This is a genomic window from Mitsuaria sp. PDC51, from assembly GCF_900113225.1.
Classification (GTDB): Bacteria; Pseudomonadota; Gammaproteobacteria; order Burkholderiales; family Burkholderiaceae_C; genus Roseateles.
The window spans coordinates 616,578-633,759 of the sequence record NZ_FOZE01000002.1 but is presented as its reverse complement, the minus strand read 5'-3'; the positions used below and the strand labels follow the sequence as shown (position 1 = coordinate 633,759).

16 protein-coding genes are annotated in these 17,182 nt (G+C 67.3%); 8 read left to right on the top strand and 8 right to left on the bottom strand.

Annotation, left to right across the window (positions count from 1 at the left end):
- Positions 1–46: 46 nt before the first annotated feature.
- Genes BM393_RS14235 through BM393_RS26180 form a run of 6 tightly spaced genes read right to left on the bottom strand, consistent with a single transcriptional unit; the run spans position 47 to position 7,273 of the window.
- Positions 47–3,904 (bottom strand): pilus assembly protein, encoded by a 3,858-nt coding sequence (locus tag BM393_RS14235; protein ID WP_091727208.1) that lies wholly within the window; start codon positions 3,902–3,904, stop codon positions 47–49.
- A gap of 13 nt (positions 3,905–3,917) precedes the next feature.
- Positions 3,918–4,523 (bottom strand): hypothetical protein, encoded by a 606-nt coding sequence (locus tag BM393_RS14230; RefSeq protein WP_091727204.1) that lies wholly within the window; start codon positions 4,521–4,523, stop codon positions 3,918–3,920.
- Between the two features lie 44 nt (positions 4,524–4,567).
- Entirely contained in the window at positions 4,568–5,740 is a 1,173-nt protein-coding gene (locus BM393_RS14225) for a PilW family protein (protein WP_183482522.1), read from the bottom strand.
- A gap of 41 nt (positions 5,741–5,781) precedes the next feature.
- Positions 5,782–6,189, bottom strand: a complete 408-nt coding sequence (locus tag BM393_RS14220; RefSeq protein WP_091727198.1) for a prepilin-type N-terminal cleavage/methylation domain-containing protein — start codon at positions 6,187–6,189, stop codon at positions 5,782–5,784.
- Positions 6,186–6,821: a GspH/FimT family pseudopilin gene (locus BM393_RS14215; RefSeq protein WP_091727195.1), complete on the bottom strand. Its 636-nt coding sequence runs from the start codon at positions 6,819–6,821 to the stop codon at positions 6,186–6,188. Before BM393_RS14215 ends, BM393_RS14220 begins: the two co-directional genes overlap by 4 nt.
- Positions 6,815–7,273: a type IV pilin protein gene (locus BM393_RS26180; protein ID WP_091727192.1), complete on the bottom strand. Its 459-nt coding sequence runs from the start codon at positions 7,271–7,273 to the stop codon at positions 6,815–6,817. The genes BM393_RS14215 and BM393_RS26180 overlap by 7 nt, the downstream gene beginning before the upstream one ends.
- A gap of 379 nt (positions 7,274–7,652) precedes the next feature.
- On the opposite strand from BM393_RS26180, the gene BM393_RS14205 reads away from it, so the two are divergent.
- The 6 genes from BM393_RS14205 to BM393_RS14180 all read left to right on the top strand — a co-directional run bounded on the left by BM393_RS14205 (position 7,653) and on the right by BM393_RS14180 (position 11,947).
- On the top strand, positions 7,653–8,495 hold the full coding sequence (locus BM393_RS14205; protein WP_091727188.1) for an ABC transporter ATP-binding protein: 843 nt from the start codon (positions 7,653–7,655) through the stop codon (positions 8,493–8,495).
- Positions 8,492–9,271, top strand: a complete 780-nt coding sequence (gene mlaE, locus BM393_RS14200; RefSeq protein ID WP_091727184.1) for a lipid asymmetry maintenance ABC transporter permease subunit MlaE — start codon at positions 8,492–8,494, stop codon at positions 9,269–9,271. The genes BM393_RS14205 and mlaE overlap by 4 nt, the downstream gene beginning before the upstream one ends.
- A gap of 61 nt (positions 9,272–9,332) precedes the next feature.
- Positions 9,333–9,821 carry an outer membrane lipid asymmetry maintenance protein MlaD gene (gene mlaD, locus BM393_RS14195; protein ID WP_091727179.1) on the top strand — a complete coding sequence of 163 codons (489 nt, stop codon included), beginning with the start codon at positions 9,333–9,335 and terminating at the stop codon, positions 9,819–9,821.
- Complete coding sequence (locus BM393_RS14190) at positions 9,818–10,879, top strand: VacJ family lipoprotein (protein WP_091727174.1); 1,062 nt, start codon at positions 9,818–9,820, stop codon at positions 10,877–10,879. The genes mlaD and BM393_RS14190 overlap by 4 nt, the downstream gene beginning before the upstream one ends.
- Before the next feature lie 104 nt (positions 10,880–10,983).
- Positions 10,984–11,628, top strand: coding sequence for a phospholipid-binding protein MlaC (locus BM393_RS14185; RefSeq protein WP_091727170.1), 645 nt, complete (start codon positions 10,984–10,986; stop codon positions 11,626–11,628).
- A 4-nt stretch (positions 11,629–11,632) separates the two neighbouring features.
- On the top strand, positions 11,633–11,947 hold the full coding sequence (locus BM393_RS14180) for an STAS domain-containing protein (protein WP_091727166.1): 315 nt from the start codon (positions 11,633–11,635) through the stop codon (positions 11,945–11,947).
- A gap of 102 nt (positions 11,948–12,049) precedes the next feature.
- On the opposite strand, the gene BM393_RS14175 is transcribed toward BM393_RS14180, so the two are convergent.
- Positions 12,050–12,910 carry a MurR/RpiR family transcriptional regulator gene (locus BM393_RS14175; RefSeq protein ID WP_067065809.1) on the bottom strand — a complete coding sequence of 287 codons (861 nt, stop codon included), beginning with the start codon at positions 12,908–12,910 and terminating at the stop codon, positions 12,050–12,052.
- 10 nt (positions 12,911–12,920) lie between these two features.
- Positions 12,921–14,366 (bottom strand): glucose-6-phosphate dehydrogenase, encoded by a 1,446-nt coding sequence (gene zwf / locus BM393_RS14170; RefSeq protein ID WP_091727164.1) that lies wholly within the window; start codon positions 14,364–14,366, stop codon positions 12,921–12,923.
- Between the two features lie 228 nt (positions 14,367–14,594).
- Here zwf and tal point away from each other — a divergent pair, with 228 nt between their 5' ends.
- Both tal and pgi read left to right on the top strand, forming a co-directional pair.
- The gene (tal, locus tag BM393_RS14165) at positions 14,595–15,545 is read left to right on the top strand and encodes a transaldolase (protein ID WP_091727162.1); all 951 of its coding nucleotides are present in this window, start codon (positions 14,595–14,597) and stop codon (positions 15,543–15,545) included.
- Positions 15,542–17,170, top strand: coding sequence for a glucose-6-phosphate isomerase (gene pgi, locus BM393_RS14160; protein WP_091727160.1), 1,629 nt, complete (start codon positions 15,542–15,544; stop codon positions 17,168–17,170). Before tal ends, pgi begins: the two co-directional genes overlap by 4 nt.
- The last annotated feature ends 12 nt before the right edge of the window (positions 17,171–17,182 follow it).

Sequence of the window (17,182 nt, the reverse complement as noted above, 5' to 3'; positions counted from 1 at the left end):
AAAAAGCCCGGCGGGTGCCGCCGGGCTTCGGTTGTGGAGCGGGCGATCAGAGCGCGCCGTTCGTGCTGTTGCGCAGCGGGATTTCGCGCCAGTTCAGGATCTTGGCGCCGACCGCCGAGCCCTGGTTGGGCTTGCTTCGGCACAGCGGATCGCCCGGGGGGCAGACGTTGCACGTCGGATCCTTCGCATCGCAGGTCGTCTTGGGCGACGAGGGAGTCGACCCGCTGAGGACCAGGTCCACGCCCTCGTCCGTCTTCACGAACAGCATGTCCGTGACGGCGAAGCCCGGATCCAGGTAGGCCGCGTTGTTGGCGAACTGCGTCTGACCGCTGGAAAGATCGATCAGGTAGACACGGCTGACACCACCGGGGTTGCAGGCATCGGCCGTCGACGGCAGCGTCGCGGAGAAGGCGGCGAAGCTCAGGTAGTAGGTCGGGTCATTCAGCACGCGGTAGCCCGAAGGCAGATCGAAGTACCAGCCCGATTTCACCTTGTAGTCGATGCTCGCCTTCTGCGTCAGGTCCGTGAGCTGCACCAGGTTGGCCGAGGTGATCGGGAACACGTTGTTGGTCGGCGCGTCGCCCGAATTGCTGAACTTGGCGACCGTGCCGTCGACGACGCCGTACAGACGCTGCAGCTGCGTGCTGTTGATGTCGTTGGCATTGAGCATCTTGCCGGTGCCGAAGGCCAGGAACCGACGGTAGGTGTTGGTATCGCCGATGGGCACGACCGCCGTGGTGATCGGCTGCGGCGTGTTGTTCGGACCGACCGCGCGAGCCACCTTCACCAGGTTGGGATAGCCATTGCTGCCGGAGCGCAGGTCCGCACGCCAGACATTGCCGCGCAGGTCGCCGCCGTAGACCGACTCGACCACCAGCGTCGACAGGTCGGGATAGAACGGCGTCAGCTGGTTCAGACCGGCTGGATCGCCGGCAGAGGCGTCGTCGGACAGCGCGTCCGCGCTGATCGTCGTGATGATCGCGCCGGTCTTCGGGTTGAGCACGTAGATGCGGGCCTTGCCGGAAGCATTGTTGTGGCCGGTCGGAACCAGCACCACCCAGCCGTGCGTGGCCGTCTTGGTGATCACGGGTTCGCCGAACAGCATGCCCATGTCCGGCGCGGTGAACTCCCACAGCACCTTGCGCACCGCATCGTCTTCGCTGGTGACGTCCGACAGGTCGGTCAGGTCCAGCGCGTAGACGCTGCGCCCGCCCTTGCCCAGGCCGCCGACGACGATCGTGTGCCAATCGGCGGCACCGCGCTGGCCATCGACATAGCCGAAGTCCACATCCATCGCCGTCGGACGGGCGTCGACGAAGAAGCGGTGGTTGAAGTTGGGATTGCCCAGGATGGCCAGGCCGTCGGTGCCCGGTGTGGCCGGGTTGCTGGGGCCGGCGAACAGCGCGCCCGGAATGTAGGCGAAGATCTCGCGGCCGGCGGTGCTTCCGGTCAGCGAGCCATCGATCACGTGCACCATGCCCGCGTTCGTGCCCACCACCAGGTAGTTCGGACGCTTCTTGGTGGCGACAGCCGCCTTGTACGCCGCGTAGCCAGGGTTGGCACCTTCCGACAGGTTCATCGACGGTTGAGCGACCACGGTGACCTTGGAGTTGACGATGTCGCCTACCAGCGACGAGCGGGTGCGGTACTTGCCGGTGCCCTCGTTCGACTGGTCCCCGCGCAGGTAGTTCACATACTCGTCGGTGGTGTCGGTGGTGTTGTAGCTGGTGACCAGGCCGGCCTGCTGAGCGGAGCCCACGCTGGAGGTCTTCTGGAAGCGCACCGCCCTCTTGGTGTCGGTGTTGTAGGTCACCACTCGACGGTCGTCCTTCCAGCCCGTGCCGGCGAGTTGAGCCGCCAGCTTGGTGGAGAAGCGCCAGGCCTCGACCTGCGTGGTGGCGGTGCTGCCGTTGGCGGCGCTGAGCGTGCTGGCAATGACCTCGCCGGTCCACTGCTTGGCGTCGTACTGAGTGGCGTAGCTGGCCACGCCGGCGGCCGTGATCTGCTGCGAGGCGGTGCTGAAGGCGGTCGAGTACGCCTTCATCCGCGAGGCGATGCTCGCGAATGCGTTGGACAGGCCGCTCACCATCTGGTCCGCCTTGGCGGCCGTGAAGTAGGTGTCGGGGCGCAGTTGACCGCCGACGGTGTCGCTGCTGTCGCCGGTGTGCCACCAGCCTTGCGTCAGGTCCGTCGTGCGGGTCAGCGGGTTGAAGTCCGTCGGCAGGTTGGCGCCACCGTAGCGCGTGGCCAGGTAGTACTGGTTGTTGGACTTGTAGGCGCCGAACTCGAGCACGTCCAGCCAGTACGTCTGCACGGTCTGCATGCCGGCCGAGTTCTTGTCCGATTCCGCGTCCGGGCGGATGTCGGTCGAGTTGGCCCAGTACGCCATGCCCGCGATCAGCGCGCCGTTGTTGTTGCAGCAGCCGTTATAGCCCTGGACATTGCCCAGCGAGGCATTGACGCCGCTGAGCTTGCCCACGCGGTTGGTCCATTCGACGGCATCGAAGGCCTTGTCGTCGGTCACTTCGGTCGGCTTGGTCGGCTCTGAGGAGCCGGTCGCGCCCGGCAGGTTGCGGTCCGCGTGGGTGTTGACGTCGCCGATGCCCAGGATGAAGTTCTTCTGGCAGGAATACTCCATCGGGTCGCCCCAGTTGGAGATCACCGGGAAACCGTCGGCCTGCGCGGCCCGCGTGGTCTTGCTGCTGGGAGCGGAGTAGCTGGCGACGTTGCCGAGATTGCGGTAGTAGCGCAACGCGGCGTAATAGAGTTCGCTGACCGGGTCGTAGGTCTTGTACGAACCCGAGGCGCCGAACTTGTTCAGGTAGTTCATCACCCCGCTGTAACTGACGTTGACCCCGTAGTAGGCGGCCATGTCCGCCACGTCGTTGATGTTCGCGCTCGCGTCGACGTTGGGGTTGTCCACCATGATGCCGGTGTTCGGATCCCATTCGCGCTGCGCGTTCGCGACGGGATCGCCGCCCGGCACCGGTTTGGTCGGACCGACGTACTTCTGGCGCGAGCGCAGAACGCCGCCATCGCGGCCCAGGGTGGCGTCATTGAGATAGCCGAACGCGCTGAACCGGATCTGGCTGGCGTAGTCCTGAATCAGACCCTCCGGCTTGTAGATCGTGTTGTTGGCGTAAGGCTTGCAGTTCTGTTCCAGGTAGCTGTTGTTCGCCGAGCTCAGCGTGTTGTCGCAGACGCGGACGCGGATGTCGACCAGATACGAGACGCCGCCGTTCCACGAGGACGACGTGGGATCGAAGGCCGTGGGGTTGCCGCTGTTGTTGTCTCCGCTGTTGGAGATGCGCATGCTCACGCCAAGGCCCTGGATACGCATCTTCAGGCCGTTCCAGGCGTTGCCGTTCTGATCCACCAGTGGCGTGGCGCCGGCGACGATGGTCTGCGAGGTGATGGAGCGGTCGGGGAAGTTGCCGGTGTTGCCCTGGCCGCTGGCATAGGCCTTCTGCAGGACGGTGGCCGTCGTCGTGTCGACCACCCGCGACCCACCGGTCAGCGCCCACCGGAACGGGTCGATGGTCTGCATGGTGGCGTAGTTCAGGAAGTTGCCGCTCCACTTCTTGCTGCAGACGTGGCTCGCGGCCTTGGCCGTCGGCGCGAAGTGGTCCACCGGGATCGCGGTCGTGGACTTCCTGTAGTCGTAACACTTGTTGGGGTCGAAGTACCCGAGGTAGGTCGACGCCGGGTTGTAGGTCGCGTCGGTGTGGGCGTTGCTCACGGCGGTCGGATATTCCACCGACAGTGCCAGGGCCAGGTTGCCCGGCACCGCGACGGAGGCGAACACCGGTTTGTCGGCCAGCACGGTCTGCGCATTGGCGATCGACATCGCGGCCAACAAGGCCGCGGCGCCGCTCAGGCGCAAGGAAAGACGAGAGGGGAACATCGAGGGCCTCTGATCAGTTCAAGGTGGTGAACGTACTCTGATAGAACGAGTACGCGTTGTGCGGGCCGGTGACGCGCACGGTGATGCGATAGGTCGGTTGGGGCTGCGGCTTCGGATTGCCGGGCTTGGCCCCGAAGTTGTTGGCCCGGCCCAGCATCTGGCAGTTGGCCGGATCGAAGGCGCCGGTGTTCAAGCACAGCCGGTCGATCAGGTAATGGACGGTGACGTTGTCGCTGGCCAGCTTGATCTCGTTGGCCGAGCTGCCCAGGCCGGACAGCCCGCCGCCGGTGGTCGTGTCCAGCAGCGCCAGCGGAATGCCGGAAGCGTCGCTCGGGAGCATCGTCGCGCTGTAGTTCTGTGCCGCGTTGCTGGTCCAGCGCGCCGAGGTCAGCGCCAGGGCGCCGCCAGGGGACAGGGCCGTGCTGGCGAGGCGGATGGCGCGTTCGCTCTGGTTGGTCATCTCGCGCTTGAAGCCGAAGTAACCGACGCTGGCCAGCGTCACGTTCATCGATTTCATCGCGGCGGCGGCGCCGATCAGAAGCACGGCGAGGGTGATCAGCGCGATCACCATGATCACGCCGCGCTGGCGCTTGGGGAGGGTCGGGGCGGTGGAACGCATGGGAGGCCTCGGGATGGGGACGGCGGCGGACGGGGACGGTCCGCTCAAGGCGGCACCGGACGCGCGGGAGCCGTCAGGATGGCGTTGCGCACCGGCACCGTCAGTTCGATGAGGCGGTAATGGCGAAGCTGCTCGGCCTCGGGGAGCTTGATCGTCGTCTGCATCGCCGCCGGCAAGGCGGAGAACATGGTGAAGGTTCCGGGCGAGACGTATTCCTTGTCGCGCTCGATCCGGTCCCCGCGCACCAGCATCGAGATGCTCACGGCCACGATGTCGGCGCCCAGTGCCGGGGTCGCGGTCAGTCCGGCGGCGTTGTAGGGAGCGGCGGACGGATTGACCCAGCTCGTGATCACGCCGTTGCCCGCGGGCGCCACCCCGAAGCGCACGCGGAAGTCGATCACGTTGTCGGCCAGCGGCACCGGGAGGTCGGCATTGGGGATGTTGTTCATCTGCAGCATGTCGTAGGCGACCAGTTGCCGCTTGTCATTGATGCCGATCAGCTGGAAATGGGGCTGGTTGCCATTGATGTTGCCGAGGTTGGTCACGCTCAAGGGACTGGACACGCCGTAGCTGACCAGGTTGTTGGTCCCGACCGCGGCCGCGTAGTAGGGGCCGTCGAGCGGCACGCCCGGGGCGGCGGAGCCGACGAAGTTCGGCGCCACCTGGGTGATCAGGCAGCGGCGCGAGAGCTCGGTGAGCATCAGCAGGTCGCCGCCGCGAAGGCCCAGCGTGTTGTTCATGTTGAAGGCGTTCACCTGCACGGTGCCGGTGACCACTTCCTGGGGCGCTTCGCTCATGCCCGCGGAGGTGGTCATGATCTGGATGACGTCGGACGGACCGTTGCCGAACTTCGCGTCGAATCCGAGTCCCGCATAGACAACGATGGGCATCGCCGCCACGGCCCCCGGAACGTTCTGGAACGGGGCGGGGAAAGCCGACTGGCGCGGCAGGATCGGCGCGCCATTGCGCGCGACATCGAGCGGGCAGCCGAAGCTCAGGGCCTGGTTCTGGAACAGGCCGGAACCGATGCTGCGCAGCTGGCGGTCCAGGTCGTAGGACAGGTAGCCGCTGTTCTGGGCCAGGTCGGAAGTGGTGGCGCTCTGGCGCTTCGACTTGTCGAAGGCGTTCATCATGATGCCGAGCGCGGCCATGAGCACCAGGCCGATCGTCATCGAGATCAGCAGCTCGACCAGGGTGAAGCCGAAGGCCGCGCGCATGGCGCCACGGCGGAGGAGGGGACGGCGATGCATCGTCATGGTCAGTTCAATCGCACGTCGGTGTAGTACGTACGCGCATCGCCGGCAGGCGTCTTCCACGTGATCGTGATGCGCTTGGTGTTCGCGAGCGTCCCGACCGGCGCATCGGCAACATCGCCCTTCGCGCCGACGAGGCCGGAGGCCGAGACGCGCGCCTGCCATGCAGCGATGGTGGGCGGCAGGCTCGTGTTGTAGAGCCACATGTCGTTGGCCATTTCCGAGGCCAGGGTGGCCGCACGCTGGTTTTCATCGGCGCCGGAACTGGCCTGCGAGGCACGGGCCATCAGCGCGACCAGGCCCACGATGCCGATCGTCATGACCAGCATCGCGACCATCAATTCGATCAGCGTCATGCCTCGGGCGCGCGCCCGGGAAGGGCGCCGCGCGCGACTTGGTGAGAAGGTGTTCATTCGGTGGCCGCCTTGTTGACGGCTTCACAGCCGTCGGGTTCGGAGTCCGACAGCAGACGCTCGCGGTCGCACAGACGCACCGTCCCGCCCAGGGTCACCCAGACGGACAGCTTCTTCTGATTGGCGGCTGTCGAACTGGAGTCGATCCAGTAGATCGAGTTGCCATCGGCATTGACGTTGCAGGAGGCGCCGGCCACCGGGGCGTTGAGCATCACGGGCCGCCCGTTGGGGCCGAAGCAGACTGCCGTCGGTCCGGTGATGGTGATGTTGGAGGTCGCATCCGTCACCGAACCGCACTGGAGCGGCTGCGTGGGCGCGGGTTGGGTGATCAACGGGTTCGCGATCAGCTGGACCACCCAGAATCGGCCCGTGGCGGACGCGGTCGAGTTGAGCGCGCAGCTGGAATCGTCGGTGCGGTAGAAGACCACCGGCTGGTAGGAGTTGATGGCCTGGGCCTGCGCGTTGCGCAGGCTGGTGGACAACCCGCTGCCAGCGGTCCGGATCTGGGCGTTGGTGGCCCAGGATCTCATCGTCGGCGCGGCCAGGGCCGTCGTCAGGCCGATGATCGCCAGGACGATCATCAGCTCGATCAACGAGAACCCGCGTGACGCGCGGCCCTTCGTCCTCAGCATGCTTCACCCTTCACCATCACCCACCGGCTGGTGCAGGTGTTCCAGCCCGTGGGCGCGCCGGTGGTCTGGCGCTTGTCCGCCTGGTCGACGGTGAAGACGAAATCCTTCAGCAGCGTTTCGGTGCTGGTGGCCTTCAGCGTGTAGGAGCTGGCGCCTGGCGCGTCGCAGCCGATCGTGAACTTGCCGTTCTTGCGAGGCGTCGAGCACGGCGGCGTGGCCGAACCGCTGGCCGCATAGGTGCGGAAGTTCTGGTAGTAGGCTTCCATGTCGGCCCGCATCATCGTCAGGCCGGTGGCCGCGTCGGCGAGGGCGCCGCGCATGTAGTACGACCGGTAGCTCGGCAGCGCGATCGCCGCCAGGATGCCCACGATCGCCACCACGATCATCAACTCGATCAGCGTGAAGCCACGCGACGTGGACCGGCGAGCCGGCGACGAAAAGTTCCCGAACATAAGCGCTCCTGTTTGCTGAAATTATCGGCAGCCGCCCCTGGAAGGCGAGGCCGCTCGTCGTGCCTCGGATTCCGCCCGTCTCGCGGCGGCCTTGGACTGTGACGTCCGTCACGGTTTGGCGCCCGTCGACGCCTTGTGCAAGCGTCGCCGGGCGTCTCGCGCACCGGCCCCGCCCACCGGCAAGCCACGCACGCGGGCCCATTGTGACCAGCGGTTACGCGTCGCGAAGCCCTCGATCCCGGCGTCAATCCCCCTTCATCGGGCTGTCGCATATCGCCACCCCGCCCCAGGTGTCCTCCGGCATCAATTCGGGCTTTACCCTATGATCCCGGCTCCCGGACGCCTGCCGCCCGGCATCGTCCCGGATCTATTCCAAGAAATGGCATTCACCGATCCCTCTTCCTCCCCTGACGCCCGCCCGCTGATCGAGGTGAAGGGCGTGACTGTCGGTTATGGCGACCGGGTCATCCTGAAGGACGTCAACGTCACCCTGCCGCGCGGCAAGGTGATGGCGCTGATCGGATCCTCCGGCGGCGGCAAGACGACGCTGCTGCGGCTGTTGACCCGACAACTGCGCCCGCAGTCCGGGCAAGTGCTGTTCGACGGGCAGGACCTGGCGCCGATGGACCAGACCCAGCTCTACGCCCAGCGCCGGCGCATGGGCATGCTGTTCCAGTTCGGCGCTCTGTTCACCGACCTCAGCGTGTTCGAGAACGTCGCCTTCCCGTTGCGCGAGCACGCCCGCCTGCCCGAGCCGATGATCCGCGACCTGGTCCTGATGAAGCTCAACGCGGTCGGCCTGCGCGGCGCCCGTGACCTGATGCCCAACGAGGTCTCCGGCGGCATGGCGCGCCGGGTCGCGCTGGCGCGTGCCATCGCGCTGGATCCCGACCTGGTGCTCTACGACGAGCCCTTCGCGGGCCTGGATCCGATCTCGCTGGGCGTCACCGCCCGCCTGATCCGCGACCTGAACGACGCGCTCGGCCTGACCAGCGTCATCGTCTCGCACGACATCCATGAAACCTTCGGCATCGCCGACCACGTGGTGATGGTCGCCAACGGCGGCGTCGTCGCCCAGGGCACGCCGGAGGAGCTGCGTCACAGCCAGGATCCGCTGGTGCACCAGTTCGTCAATGCCGAGTCCGACGGTCCGGTGCGCTTCCATCAGCCCGCCAAGCCGGTGCGCGAAGACTTCGGGCTGCCCCAGGAGATCTCCGCATGATCGGCCTCGCGACCTCCATCGGGCGCGGCCTGCGCCTGAAGCTCGGCGACTGGGGCCGGTCGGCGCGGCTGCTCGGCGCCCTGCTGCTGCACCTGGGCGCGTGCCTGCGCCGCTTCGCGCTGGTGCGCGAGCAGATCTATTTCCTCGGCAACCGCTCGCTGTCCATCATCGGCGTGTCCGGGCTGTTCGTCGGTTTCGTGCTGGCGCTGCAGGGCTACTACACCCTGCAGCGTTACGGCTCGGCCGAGGCCGTCGGCCTGCTGGTCGCCCTCAGCCTGGTGCGCGAACTGGGACCGGTGGTGGCGGCCCTGCTGTTCGCCGGCCGGGCCGGCACCTCGCTGACCGCCGAGATCGGCCTGATGAAGGCCGGTGAGCAGCTCAGCGCCATGGAGATGATGGCGGTCGACCCGGTGCAGCGCGTGCTGGCGCCGCGCTTCTGGGCCGGCTTCATCGCGATGCCCTTGCTGGCGGCGGTGTTCTCGGCCGTCGGCATCATCGGCGGCTGGCTGGTCGCCGTGCCGCTGATCGGCATCGATGCCGGTTCGTTCTGGTCGCAGATGCAAGGCGGCGTCGACGTGTTCAAGGACGTCGGCAACGGCTTCGTGAAGAGCGTCGTGTTTGGCGTGACCGTCAGTTTCGTCGCGCTGCTGCAGGGATATGCCTGCAAACCCACCCCCGAAGGCGTGTCGCAGGCGACGACGCGCACCGTGGTGTTGTCCTCGCTGGCTGTGCTGGGCCTGGACTTCATCCTGACCGCCATGATGTTCTCGATCTGACGCGCGGCGCGCGGACCATCGAACCGACAACTGAAATCAAGAGTTCTTCTGGAGTTGCCTGATGCAATCCTCTCGTTATGACGCGCTGGTCGGGTTCTTCGTGCTGCTGGGCGGCGCGGCCCTGCTGTTCCTGGCCCTGAAGGCGGGCAACCTGCTGACGCTCAACTTCCAGGACACCTACACCGTCACCGCCAAGTTCGACAACATCGGCGGCCTCAAGCCGGGCGCGGCGGTCAAGAGCGCCGGCGTCGTGGTCGGCCGCGTGGGCAGCATCGCCTTCGACGACAAGAGCTTCCAGGCCCGCGTGATCCTGAACATGAACCAGGGCGTCGCGTTCCCCAAGGACAGCTCGGCCAAGATCCTCACCTCCGGCCTGCTGGGCGAGCAGTACATCGGACTGGAGCCGGGTGCGGAAGAAAAGAACCTCGCCGCGGGCGACATCATCACGCAGACGCAGTCGGCGGTGGTGCTGGAGAACCTGATCGGCCAGTTCCTCTATAACAAGGCGGCCGATGCCTCCGCGGCGCCGGCCTCGGGAGAGAAACAATGACCACCACCACGACCGGTCCCGCGCTCGGAGCGCGACGGACCGACCTCGCGGCCGCGCTGCTGAGCGCGGCGCTCCTGGGCGCCGCGGCGCCCGCGATGGCCCAGTTCCAGGCCGACCCGGCGATCGCGCCGCCACTGGACGTGACGCTGGCGACGCCGCTGGCCCTGTCGGCCCCCGTGCCGGCCGAACTGAGACAAGCCGCCGCCGACGTCGATGCCGCGGACAAGGCGGCGGTGAGCGCCGCGGACGAAGCATCGGCGCAAGGCCAGGATCAAGCCGCCTCGGCCCCGTCGGGTTCGGCCGCCGAGCCGGCTGCGGCGGGGCAGGCCGGTGCGGCCGCAGCCGCGGCGGATGCGCCGGCGCCGGGTCCGCGCGTGCGCAACCGCCTGGATCCCTGGGAAAGCTGGAACCGCAAGGTCTTCAACTTCAACGAGAAGCTGGACGAGCACGTGCTGCGCCCGGTCGCCACGGCCTATTCGGATCTCGTGCCGCAACCCGCGCGCCAGGCGGTCGACAACTTCTTCGGCAACTTCTCGGACGCCTGGTCGGCGGTCAACCTGTTCCTGCAGGGGCGCTTCAAGAACGGCGCGTCGCAGACGATGCGTGTCGCGGTGAACTCGGTGTTCGGCATCGCCGGCCTGATCGACATCGCCACGCCGGCGGGCCTGGAGAAGACCTCCGAGGACCTCGGTCGCACGCTCGGCTACTGGGGCGTCAAGACCGGGCCCTACATCGTGTGGCCGCTGCTGGGCCCGTCCTCGCTGCGGGACTCGGTGGCGCTGCCGGTCAACGCCTACTATTCGCCGGCCTATCTCTTCGATGACGGCGAATACAAGTTCGCGATCACCGCGCTGCAGGTGATCAACACCCGTGCCAACCTGCTGCGGGTGACCGACATGCTGGATGGCATCGCGCTGGACAAGTACACCTTCGTCCGCGACGCCTACCTGCAGCGTCGCAACATCAAGTCCCACAAGGAACAGCAGGAAGACGATGACGACGACTACGAAGTCATCACCCCGGACGAGAAGCCGGTCAACCCGCAGGGCGACCGCTGATCCTGGCAACAACCGGTAACGCCCGCGGGGGTGGCCGGTGAACCGGCACCGGACCTGCCACGTTGTGGGCCGGTCCGTGTCATGAAGAGAGAGAAAGGACAAGCATGAATGCCACCAAACGACTGCTGCTGAACGCGATCGTGTCGATCGCCGCGCTGAGCCCGCTGGCCTCGTTCGCCGCGGACAACTCGACGCCGGATCAACTGATCCGCCAGCTGTCCATCGAGACGCTGGACGCCGTCAAGAGCGACAAGGCGATCCAGGCTGGCGACGTCAACAAGGTCATGGAGCTGGTCAACACCAAGGTGATGCCGCACGTGGATTTCCAGCGCATCACCTCCTCGGCCGTGGGCCGCTTCTGGCGCCAGGCTACGCCCGAGCAGAAGCAGCGCCTGCAGGACGAGTTCAAGACCCTGCTGGTGCGCACCTATGCCGGCGCGCTGACCCAGGTGAAGGACCAGACCATCGCGATGAAGCCGATGCGCGCCGCGCCGGAGGACACCGAGGTGGTCGTGCGCACCGAGATCCGGGGCAAGGGCGATCCCATCCAGCTCGACTACCGCGTCGAGAAGACCGACGGCGGCTGGAAGATCTATGACGTGAACGTGCTGGGCATCTGGTTGGCCGACCAGTACCGCAACAGCTTCGCGCAGGAGATCAATGCCAAGGGCATCGACGGCCTGATCAAGTCGCTGGCCGAGCGCAACGCCCGCCCCGCGCCGGCCGCCTCCGCCGCCAAGAAGGGCTGAGGCGATGCTCAAGCTGCCGTCGCGGCTGCGCCTGGACAACGCGCCCGAGGAATGGGCGCGGCTCGAGGGCGCGCTGCGCGCCGAACTGGCGCAGGTCGGCAATGCGGCCGGTCGCGGCATCACGCTGGACGCGAGCGGCCTGAACGACTTCGACTCCGCCGCGCTCAGCCTGCTGCTCAGCGCGCTGCGCCTGTGCGGCCAGGACGGCTGGCAGCTGACGCTGCAGCAGGCGCCGCGCGAGTTGCGTGAACTGGCCCGGGTGTACGCGCTGGAGCATCTGTTCTGGCCTGACGTCGCGGCGCCCGCCGAGATGGCATGACGAGCCAGCACCAATGACGACGGGCCGCGATCAGCGGCCCGTCGGCTTTCTGGGTGGCCGCTTTCGGCGCCGGGCGCCGGGCGCCGGGTGCGGACCGGCCGCCTACTGCGCGTAGCGCTTGGTCCGCAGGTTGCGCTTGATCTCCTGCAGCATCGGCCGCAGGTTCTCGCCCAGGCGCAGCGCGACGCCGGTGGTCAGCACGTCCACCACGATCAGGTGCAGCAGCCGCGACACCATCGGGCTGTAGCGGTCGTAGTCCTCGGGGTGGTCGACGGCCAGCAGCACCTGACCGGGCAGCTGTCCCATCTGCGCCAGCGGGGAGCCACTGGCGGTGATGATGATGGTCGTCGCGCCCTTCTTGCGGGCGATCTCGGCGGCGTCCATCAGGTCGCGGCTGCGGCCCGAGTTGGAGATGATCACCGCGCAGTCGCCGCTGTCCAGCATGGTCGCGCTCATCAGCTGGACGTGGCCGTCACTGCACGCGAAGGTGTTCACCCCCAGGCGGAAGAACTTGTGCTGCGCGTCCTGCGCCACGATGCCGGAGTTGCCGACGCCATAGAACTCGATGCGGCGGTGCTGGCGCGCCGCCTCCGACAGCGCCGTGATGGCGCGCTCGAAGGCATGGCTCGCCGCGTCGTTGCGGTAATGGAGCAGCGCCGCCACCGCGTTGTCCACCACCTTGACGATCAGGTCACCGGGCTTGTCGTCCTCGTCGACGGCGCGGTGCACGAAGGGCACGCCCTCGTTGACGCTGCCGGCCAGCTTCAGCTTGAAGTCGGCCAGCCCGTCGTAGCCCACGCTGCGGCAGAAGCGCACGACGGTGGGCTTGCTCACGTGCGAGCGGTCGGCGAGCTCGCTGACCGGCAGGTTCGCGAACGAGCGCGGATCCGCCAGCAGCAGCTTGGCGACCCGCTGCTCCGCCGGCGGCAGTGCCGGCAGCGCGGCCTTGATGCGTTCGAGCATGCTCATCGCGTCAGCATTCCTCGATCCATGAATGGCCGTCGCGCGCCACCAGCGCGCTCGAGGCCGGCGGGCCCCAGCTGCCGGCGACGTAGGTGCGCGGGCCGGTGCTGTCCTGCTTCCAGAAGTTGAGGATGGGCTCGACCCAGCGCCAGGCCTGCTCCTGCTCGTCGCTGCGCACGAACAGGTTCAGGCGCCCCGCGATCGCGTCCAGCAGCAGCCGCTCGTAGGCGCCCACGCGGGTGTGGGCGAAGGCCTTGTCGAAGTCCAGGTCCAGCGAGACCGGGCTCAGCGCCTCGTTGCTGGAGCCGCCCTTGTTGGCCATCAGCTGCAGCTCCAGGCCGTCCTCGGGCTGCAGCTTGATGATCAGCCGGTTGGGGCAGCTGCCGCCCGGGAAGATCGGATGCGGCACCGGACGGAAGTTGATGACGATCTGCGCGTCGCGCGCCGCCAGGCGCTTACCGGTGCGCAGGTAGAAGGGCACGCCGGCCCAGCGCCAGTTCTGGATCTCGGTCTTGAGCGCGACGAAGGTCTCGGTGTGGCTGTCGGCGGGGATCTTGCCCTCGTCGAGGTAGCCCGGCACCTGCCTGCCATCGACATTGCCGGCGCGGTACTGGCCGCGTACCACGTCGCGTGCGACGCTCTCGGCGGTGAAGGGCTTGAGCGCGCGCAGCACCTTGAGCTTCTCGTCGCGGATGGCGTCGGCGTCGTTGGAGGAGGGCGCCTCCATCGCGATCATCGTCAGCAGCTGCAGCGCGTGGTTCTGGATCATGTCGCGCAGCGCGCCGGTGCCGTCGTAGAACGGCCCGCGGGTGCCGACGCCCAGGCCTTCGGCCAGCGTGATCTGGATGTTGGCGATGCTCTCGCGGCGCCACAGCGGCTCGAACAGCGCGTTGCCGAAGCGCAGCGCCATCAGGTTCTGCACCGAGGGCTTGCCCAGGTAGTGATCGATGCGGAAGGCCTGCGTCTCGGCGAACACCGAGCGCACCACGCGGTTGATCTCTTGCGCGCTCGCCAGGTCGTGGCCCAGCGGCTTTTCCAGCACGACGCGCACCTTGTCGCCGTTCAGGCCGGCGGCGCCGAGTTGCTGGCAGATCTGGGTGAACAGGTGCGGGCTGGTGGCCAGGTAGAAGACCACGGTGTCGGCATTGCGCTCGCCCAGCCACTCCTTGAGGCGCGCGTAATGGTCCGGCTGCGAGAGGTCCATGCGGCGGTAATGCACCAGCTCGGAGAAGCGGGCGAACTCCTCGTCGTTGGGCCGCTTGCCGGCCTCGACTTCCTGGAAGCGCTCCTTGAGCCACTCGCGGTAGCGCTCGTCGGACTGGTCGTCGCGCGCGACGGCCAGGATGCGGCCGCCCTCGGGCAGCTTGCCGTGCCGGAACGCCTGGAAGAGCGCGGGCATCAGCTTGCGCCAGGTCAGGTCACCGGTGCCACCAAAAAAGACGAGATCGAAGGACATGAGCGCGGCGCCCGCATCCGGGCGTAAGAGTTGTTGGCGATGTCTTGATGTAACGGAGTTACCGGAATTATGATGCCCCAGTTTCTTGGGCCGGTCAACGTGCGCGGAGCCTCCGGGCAGCGGACCACAAGCAGTTCTAATAGGGGGTTTCCCCGTCTGCGTCGAGGGGCAAAGCGCATACCCCGACGCGCTCCGTCCCGTTCCCGACCCTCCCAGGCGTCCACGCACATGAACCAGCTCGAACAACTCAAGGCTTTCACCACCGTCGTCGCCGATACCGGCAACTTCAAGCAACTGGCCCAGTTCACTCCGCGTGACGCGACGACCAATCCGTCGCTGATCCTCAAGGCGGTGCAGTCGCCCGACTATGCCCACCTGCTCGAGGACACCGTCGCCGCCAACAAGACCGACGCGCTGGACCTGGTGGTCGACAAGGTGCTGGTCGCCTTCGGCCTGGAGATCCTGAAGGTCGTGCCGGGCCGTGTGTCGACCGAGGTGGACGCGCGCCTGAGCTTCGACACCGTCGCGACGCTGGCCCGCGCGCGCCGCCTGATCCAGATGTACGAGGACGCCGGCATCGGCCGCGAGCGCGTGCTGATCAAGATCGCCTCGACCTGGGAAGGCATCCAGGCCGCGCGCGAGCTCGAGCTCGAAGGCATCCGCACCAACCTGACGCTGCTGTTCTCCTTCTGCCAGGCGGTGGCCTGCGGCGAGAACGGCATCCAGCTGATCTCGCCCTTCGTCGGCCGGATCTACGACTGGTACAAGAAGTCCGCCGGCGCGAACTGGGACGAAGCGGCCAACGCCGGCGCGAACGATCCCGGCGTGAAGTCGGTGACGGCGATCTACAACTACTTCAAGAAGCAGGGCATCAAGACCGAGGTCATGGGCGCGAGCTTCCGCAACGTCGGCCAGATCCAGGCGCTGGCCGGCTGCGACCTGCTGACCATCAGCCCCGACCTGCTGGCCCAGCTGCAGGCCAGCGAGGCCCCGCTGACGCACGCGCTGGACGCGGACGCGGCCAAGGCGCTGGATTTGCCCAAGGTCTCCTTCAACGAAGCGGCGTTCCGCTTCGCCCTCAACCAGGACGCCATGGCCACCGAGAAGCTGGCCGAAGGCATCCGCCTGTTTGCCGCCGACGCCGGCAAGCTGGACCAGATGATCGAAAGCCTGCGATGACCGAGTCCCCGCGTTGCGACCGCAGCCCGACCTGGGCAGCCCTGCAAAGCCATTTCCAGCAATCCGGCCGCGCGTTCGACGTGCGCCAGGCCTTCGCGGCCGACCCTGGCCGCTTTGTGGCCTGGTCGCTGCAGGCGCCGGAGGTGTTCGCGGACCTGTCGAAGAACCGCATCGACGCCCGCACGCTGGAACTGCTGCTGCAGCTGGCCCGGGACGTGAAGCTCGAGTCGCAGCGCGAGGCGCTCTTCAACGGCGACCCCATCAATGCGACCGAGGGTCGCGCGGTGCTGCACACGGCGCTGCGCGCGCCGGCCGGCCAGGGGCCGTTCTCGGACGAGGTGCAGGCCTCGCTCGATCGCATGCTCGCCTTCGCCGATCGGGTGCGTGACCAGGCCAGCAGCGGCATCACCGATGTCGTGCATATCGGCATCGGCGGCTCGGACCTCGGTCCGGCGATGGTGGTGCAGGCCTTGCAGTCGTATGTGCCGGCGGGGCTGAAGCTGCATTTCGTCTCCAACGTGGACGGGCACGACCTGGCCCCGGTGCTGCGCGGTCTCGATCCGAAGACGACGCAGTTCATCGTCGCGTCCAAGACCTTCACGACGCAGGAGACGCTGGCCAACGCGATGGCCGCCAAGGCCTGGTTCCTGAACAGCGGCGGCACCGACATCGCGCGGCATTTCGCCGCGACGACCAGCAACGCCAAGGCCGCGGCCGAGTTCGGCATCGATACGACTTTCGGTTTCTGGGACTGGGTCGGCGGCCGCTACTCGCTGTGGTCGGTGATCGGCCTGCCGATCGCGATCGCGGTGGGCTCGGCCAACTTCCGCGCGCTGCTGGCCGGCGCGCATGCGATGGACCAGCACTTCCGCAGCGCGCCGCTCGAGAAGAATCTCCCCGTGCTGCTGGGCCTGCTGGACGTCTGGTACCGCAATTTCCATGGCTTCAGCAGCCGCTCGGTGGCGCCGTATCACCAGGGCCTGCGCCGGCTGCCGGCCTATCTGCAGCAGCTGGAGATGGAAAGCAACGGCAAGGGCGTCGACCGCGCCGGCGATCCGCTGAGCTTCGGCACCAGCCCGGTGGTCTGGGGCGAGGCCGGCACCAATGGCCAGCATGCCTACTTCCAGATGCTGCACCAGGGCACCGACGTGATCCCGGTCGAGTTCATCGCGGTGAAGACGCCCAACTTCGGTGACCACGTGCGGGGTGAACTGCTGGACAAGCTCAAGGACCAGCACGTCAAGCTGCTCGCGAACTGCCTGGCGCAGTCGCAGGCGCTGATGCAGGGCAAGACCGCCGAGGCCGCGCGCGCCGAGTCGGCACCCACCGCATCCAAGGATCTGGATCCCGAGGTGCTCGCCCGCCATCGCAGCTTCCCGGGCAACCGTCCGAGCACGACGCTGCTGCTGGACGCGCTGACGCCGTCGTCGCTGGGCGCGCTGATCGCGCTGTACGAGCACCGCGTGTTCGTCAGCGGCGCGATCTGGAACATCAACAGCTTCGACCAGTGGGGCGTCGAACTCGGCAAGGCGCTGTGCAACAGCCTGCTACCGCGCCTGAGCTCCGGCGACGCGACGGGCCTGGACGGCTCGACCGCCGGGCTGCTCGCCAAGGTGCGCGGCTGATCCCCTTCTCCC

What these genes read in the sequence shown, in the direction of transcription:
- BM393_RS14235 (WP_091727208.1), bottom strand. Translation starts at nt 3,904, where the DNA reads ATGTTCCCCTCTCGTCTTTCCTTGCGCCTGAGCGGCGCCGCGGCCTTG.
- BM393_RS14230 (WP_091727204.1), bottom strand. Translation starts at nt 4,523, where the DNA reads ATGCGTTCCACCGCCCCGACCCTCCCCAAGCGCCAGCGCGGCGTGATC.
- BM393_RS14225 (WP_183482522.1), bottom strand. Translation starts at nt 5,740, where the DNA reads ATGCGCGCGGCCTTCGGCTTCACCCTGGTCGAGCTGCTGATCTCGATG.
- BM393_RS14220 (WP_091727198.1), bottom strand. Translation starts at nt 6,189, where the DNA reads ATGAACACCTTCTCACCAAGTCGCGCGCGGCGCCCTTCCCGGGCGCGC.
- BM393_RS14215 (WP_091727195.1), bottom strand. Translation starts at nt 6,821, where the DNA reads ATGCTGAGGACGAAGGGCCGCGCGTCACGCGGGTTCTCGTTGATCGAG.
- BM393_RS26180 (WP_091727192.1), bottom strand. Translation starts at nt 7,273, where the DNA reads ATGTTCGGGAACTTTTCGTCGCCGGCTCGCCGGTCCACGTCGCGTGGC.
- BM393_RS14205 (WP_091727188.1), top strand. Translation starts at nt 7,653, where the DNA reads ATGGCATTCACCGATCCCTCTTCCTCCCCTGACGCCCGCCCGCTGATC.
- mlaE (WP_091727184.1), top strand. Translation starts at nt 8,492, where the DNA reads ATGATCGGCCTCGCGACCTCCATCGGGCGCGGCCTGCGCCTGAAGCTC.
- mlaD (WP_091727179.1), top strand. Translation starts at nt 9,333, where the DNA reads ATGCAATCCTCTCGTTATGACGCGCTGGTCGGGTTCTTCGTGCTGCTG.
- BM393_RS14190 (WP_091727174.1), top strand. Translation starts at nt 9,818, where the DNA reads ATGACCACCACCACGACCGGTCCCGCGCTCGGAGCGCGACGGACCGAC.
- BM393_RS14185 (WP_091727170.1), top strand. Translation starts at nt 10,984, where the DNA reads ATGAATGCCACCAAACGACTGCTGCTGAACGCGATCGTGTCGATCGCC.
- BM393_RS14180 (WP_091727166.1), top strand. Translation starts at nt 11,633, where the DNA reads ATGCTCAAGCTGCCGTCGCGGCTGCGCCTGGACAACGCGCCCGAGGAA.
- BM393_RS14175 (WP_067065809.1), bottom strand. Translation starts at nt 12,910, where the DNA reads ATGCTCGAACGCATCAAGGCCGCGCTGCCGGCACTGCCGCCGGCGGAG.
- zwf (WP_091727164.1), bottom strand. Translation starts at nt 14,366, where the DNA reads ATGTCCTTCGATCTCGTCTTTTTTGGTGGCACCGGTGACCTGACCTGG.
- tal (WP_091727162.1), top strand. Translation starts at nt 14,595, where the DNA reads ATGAACCAGCTCGAACAACTCAAGGCTTTCACCACCGTCGTCGCCGAT.
- pgi (WP_091727160.1), top strand. Translation starts at nt 15,542, where the DNA reads ATGACCGAGTCCCCGCGTTGCGACCGCAGCCCGACCTGGGCAGCCCTG.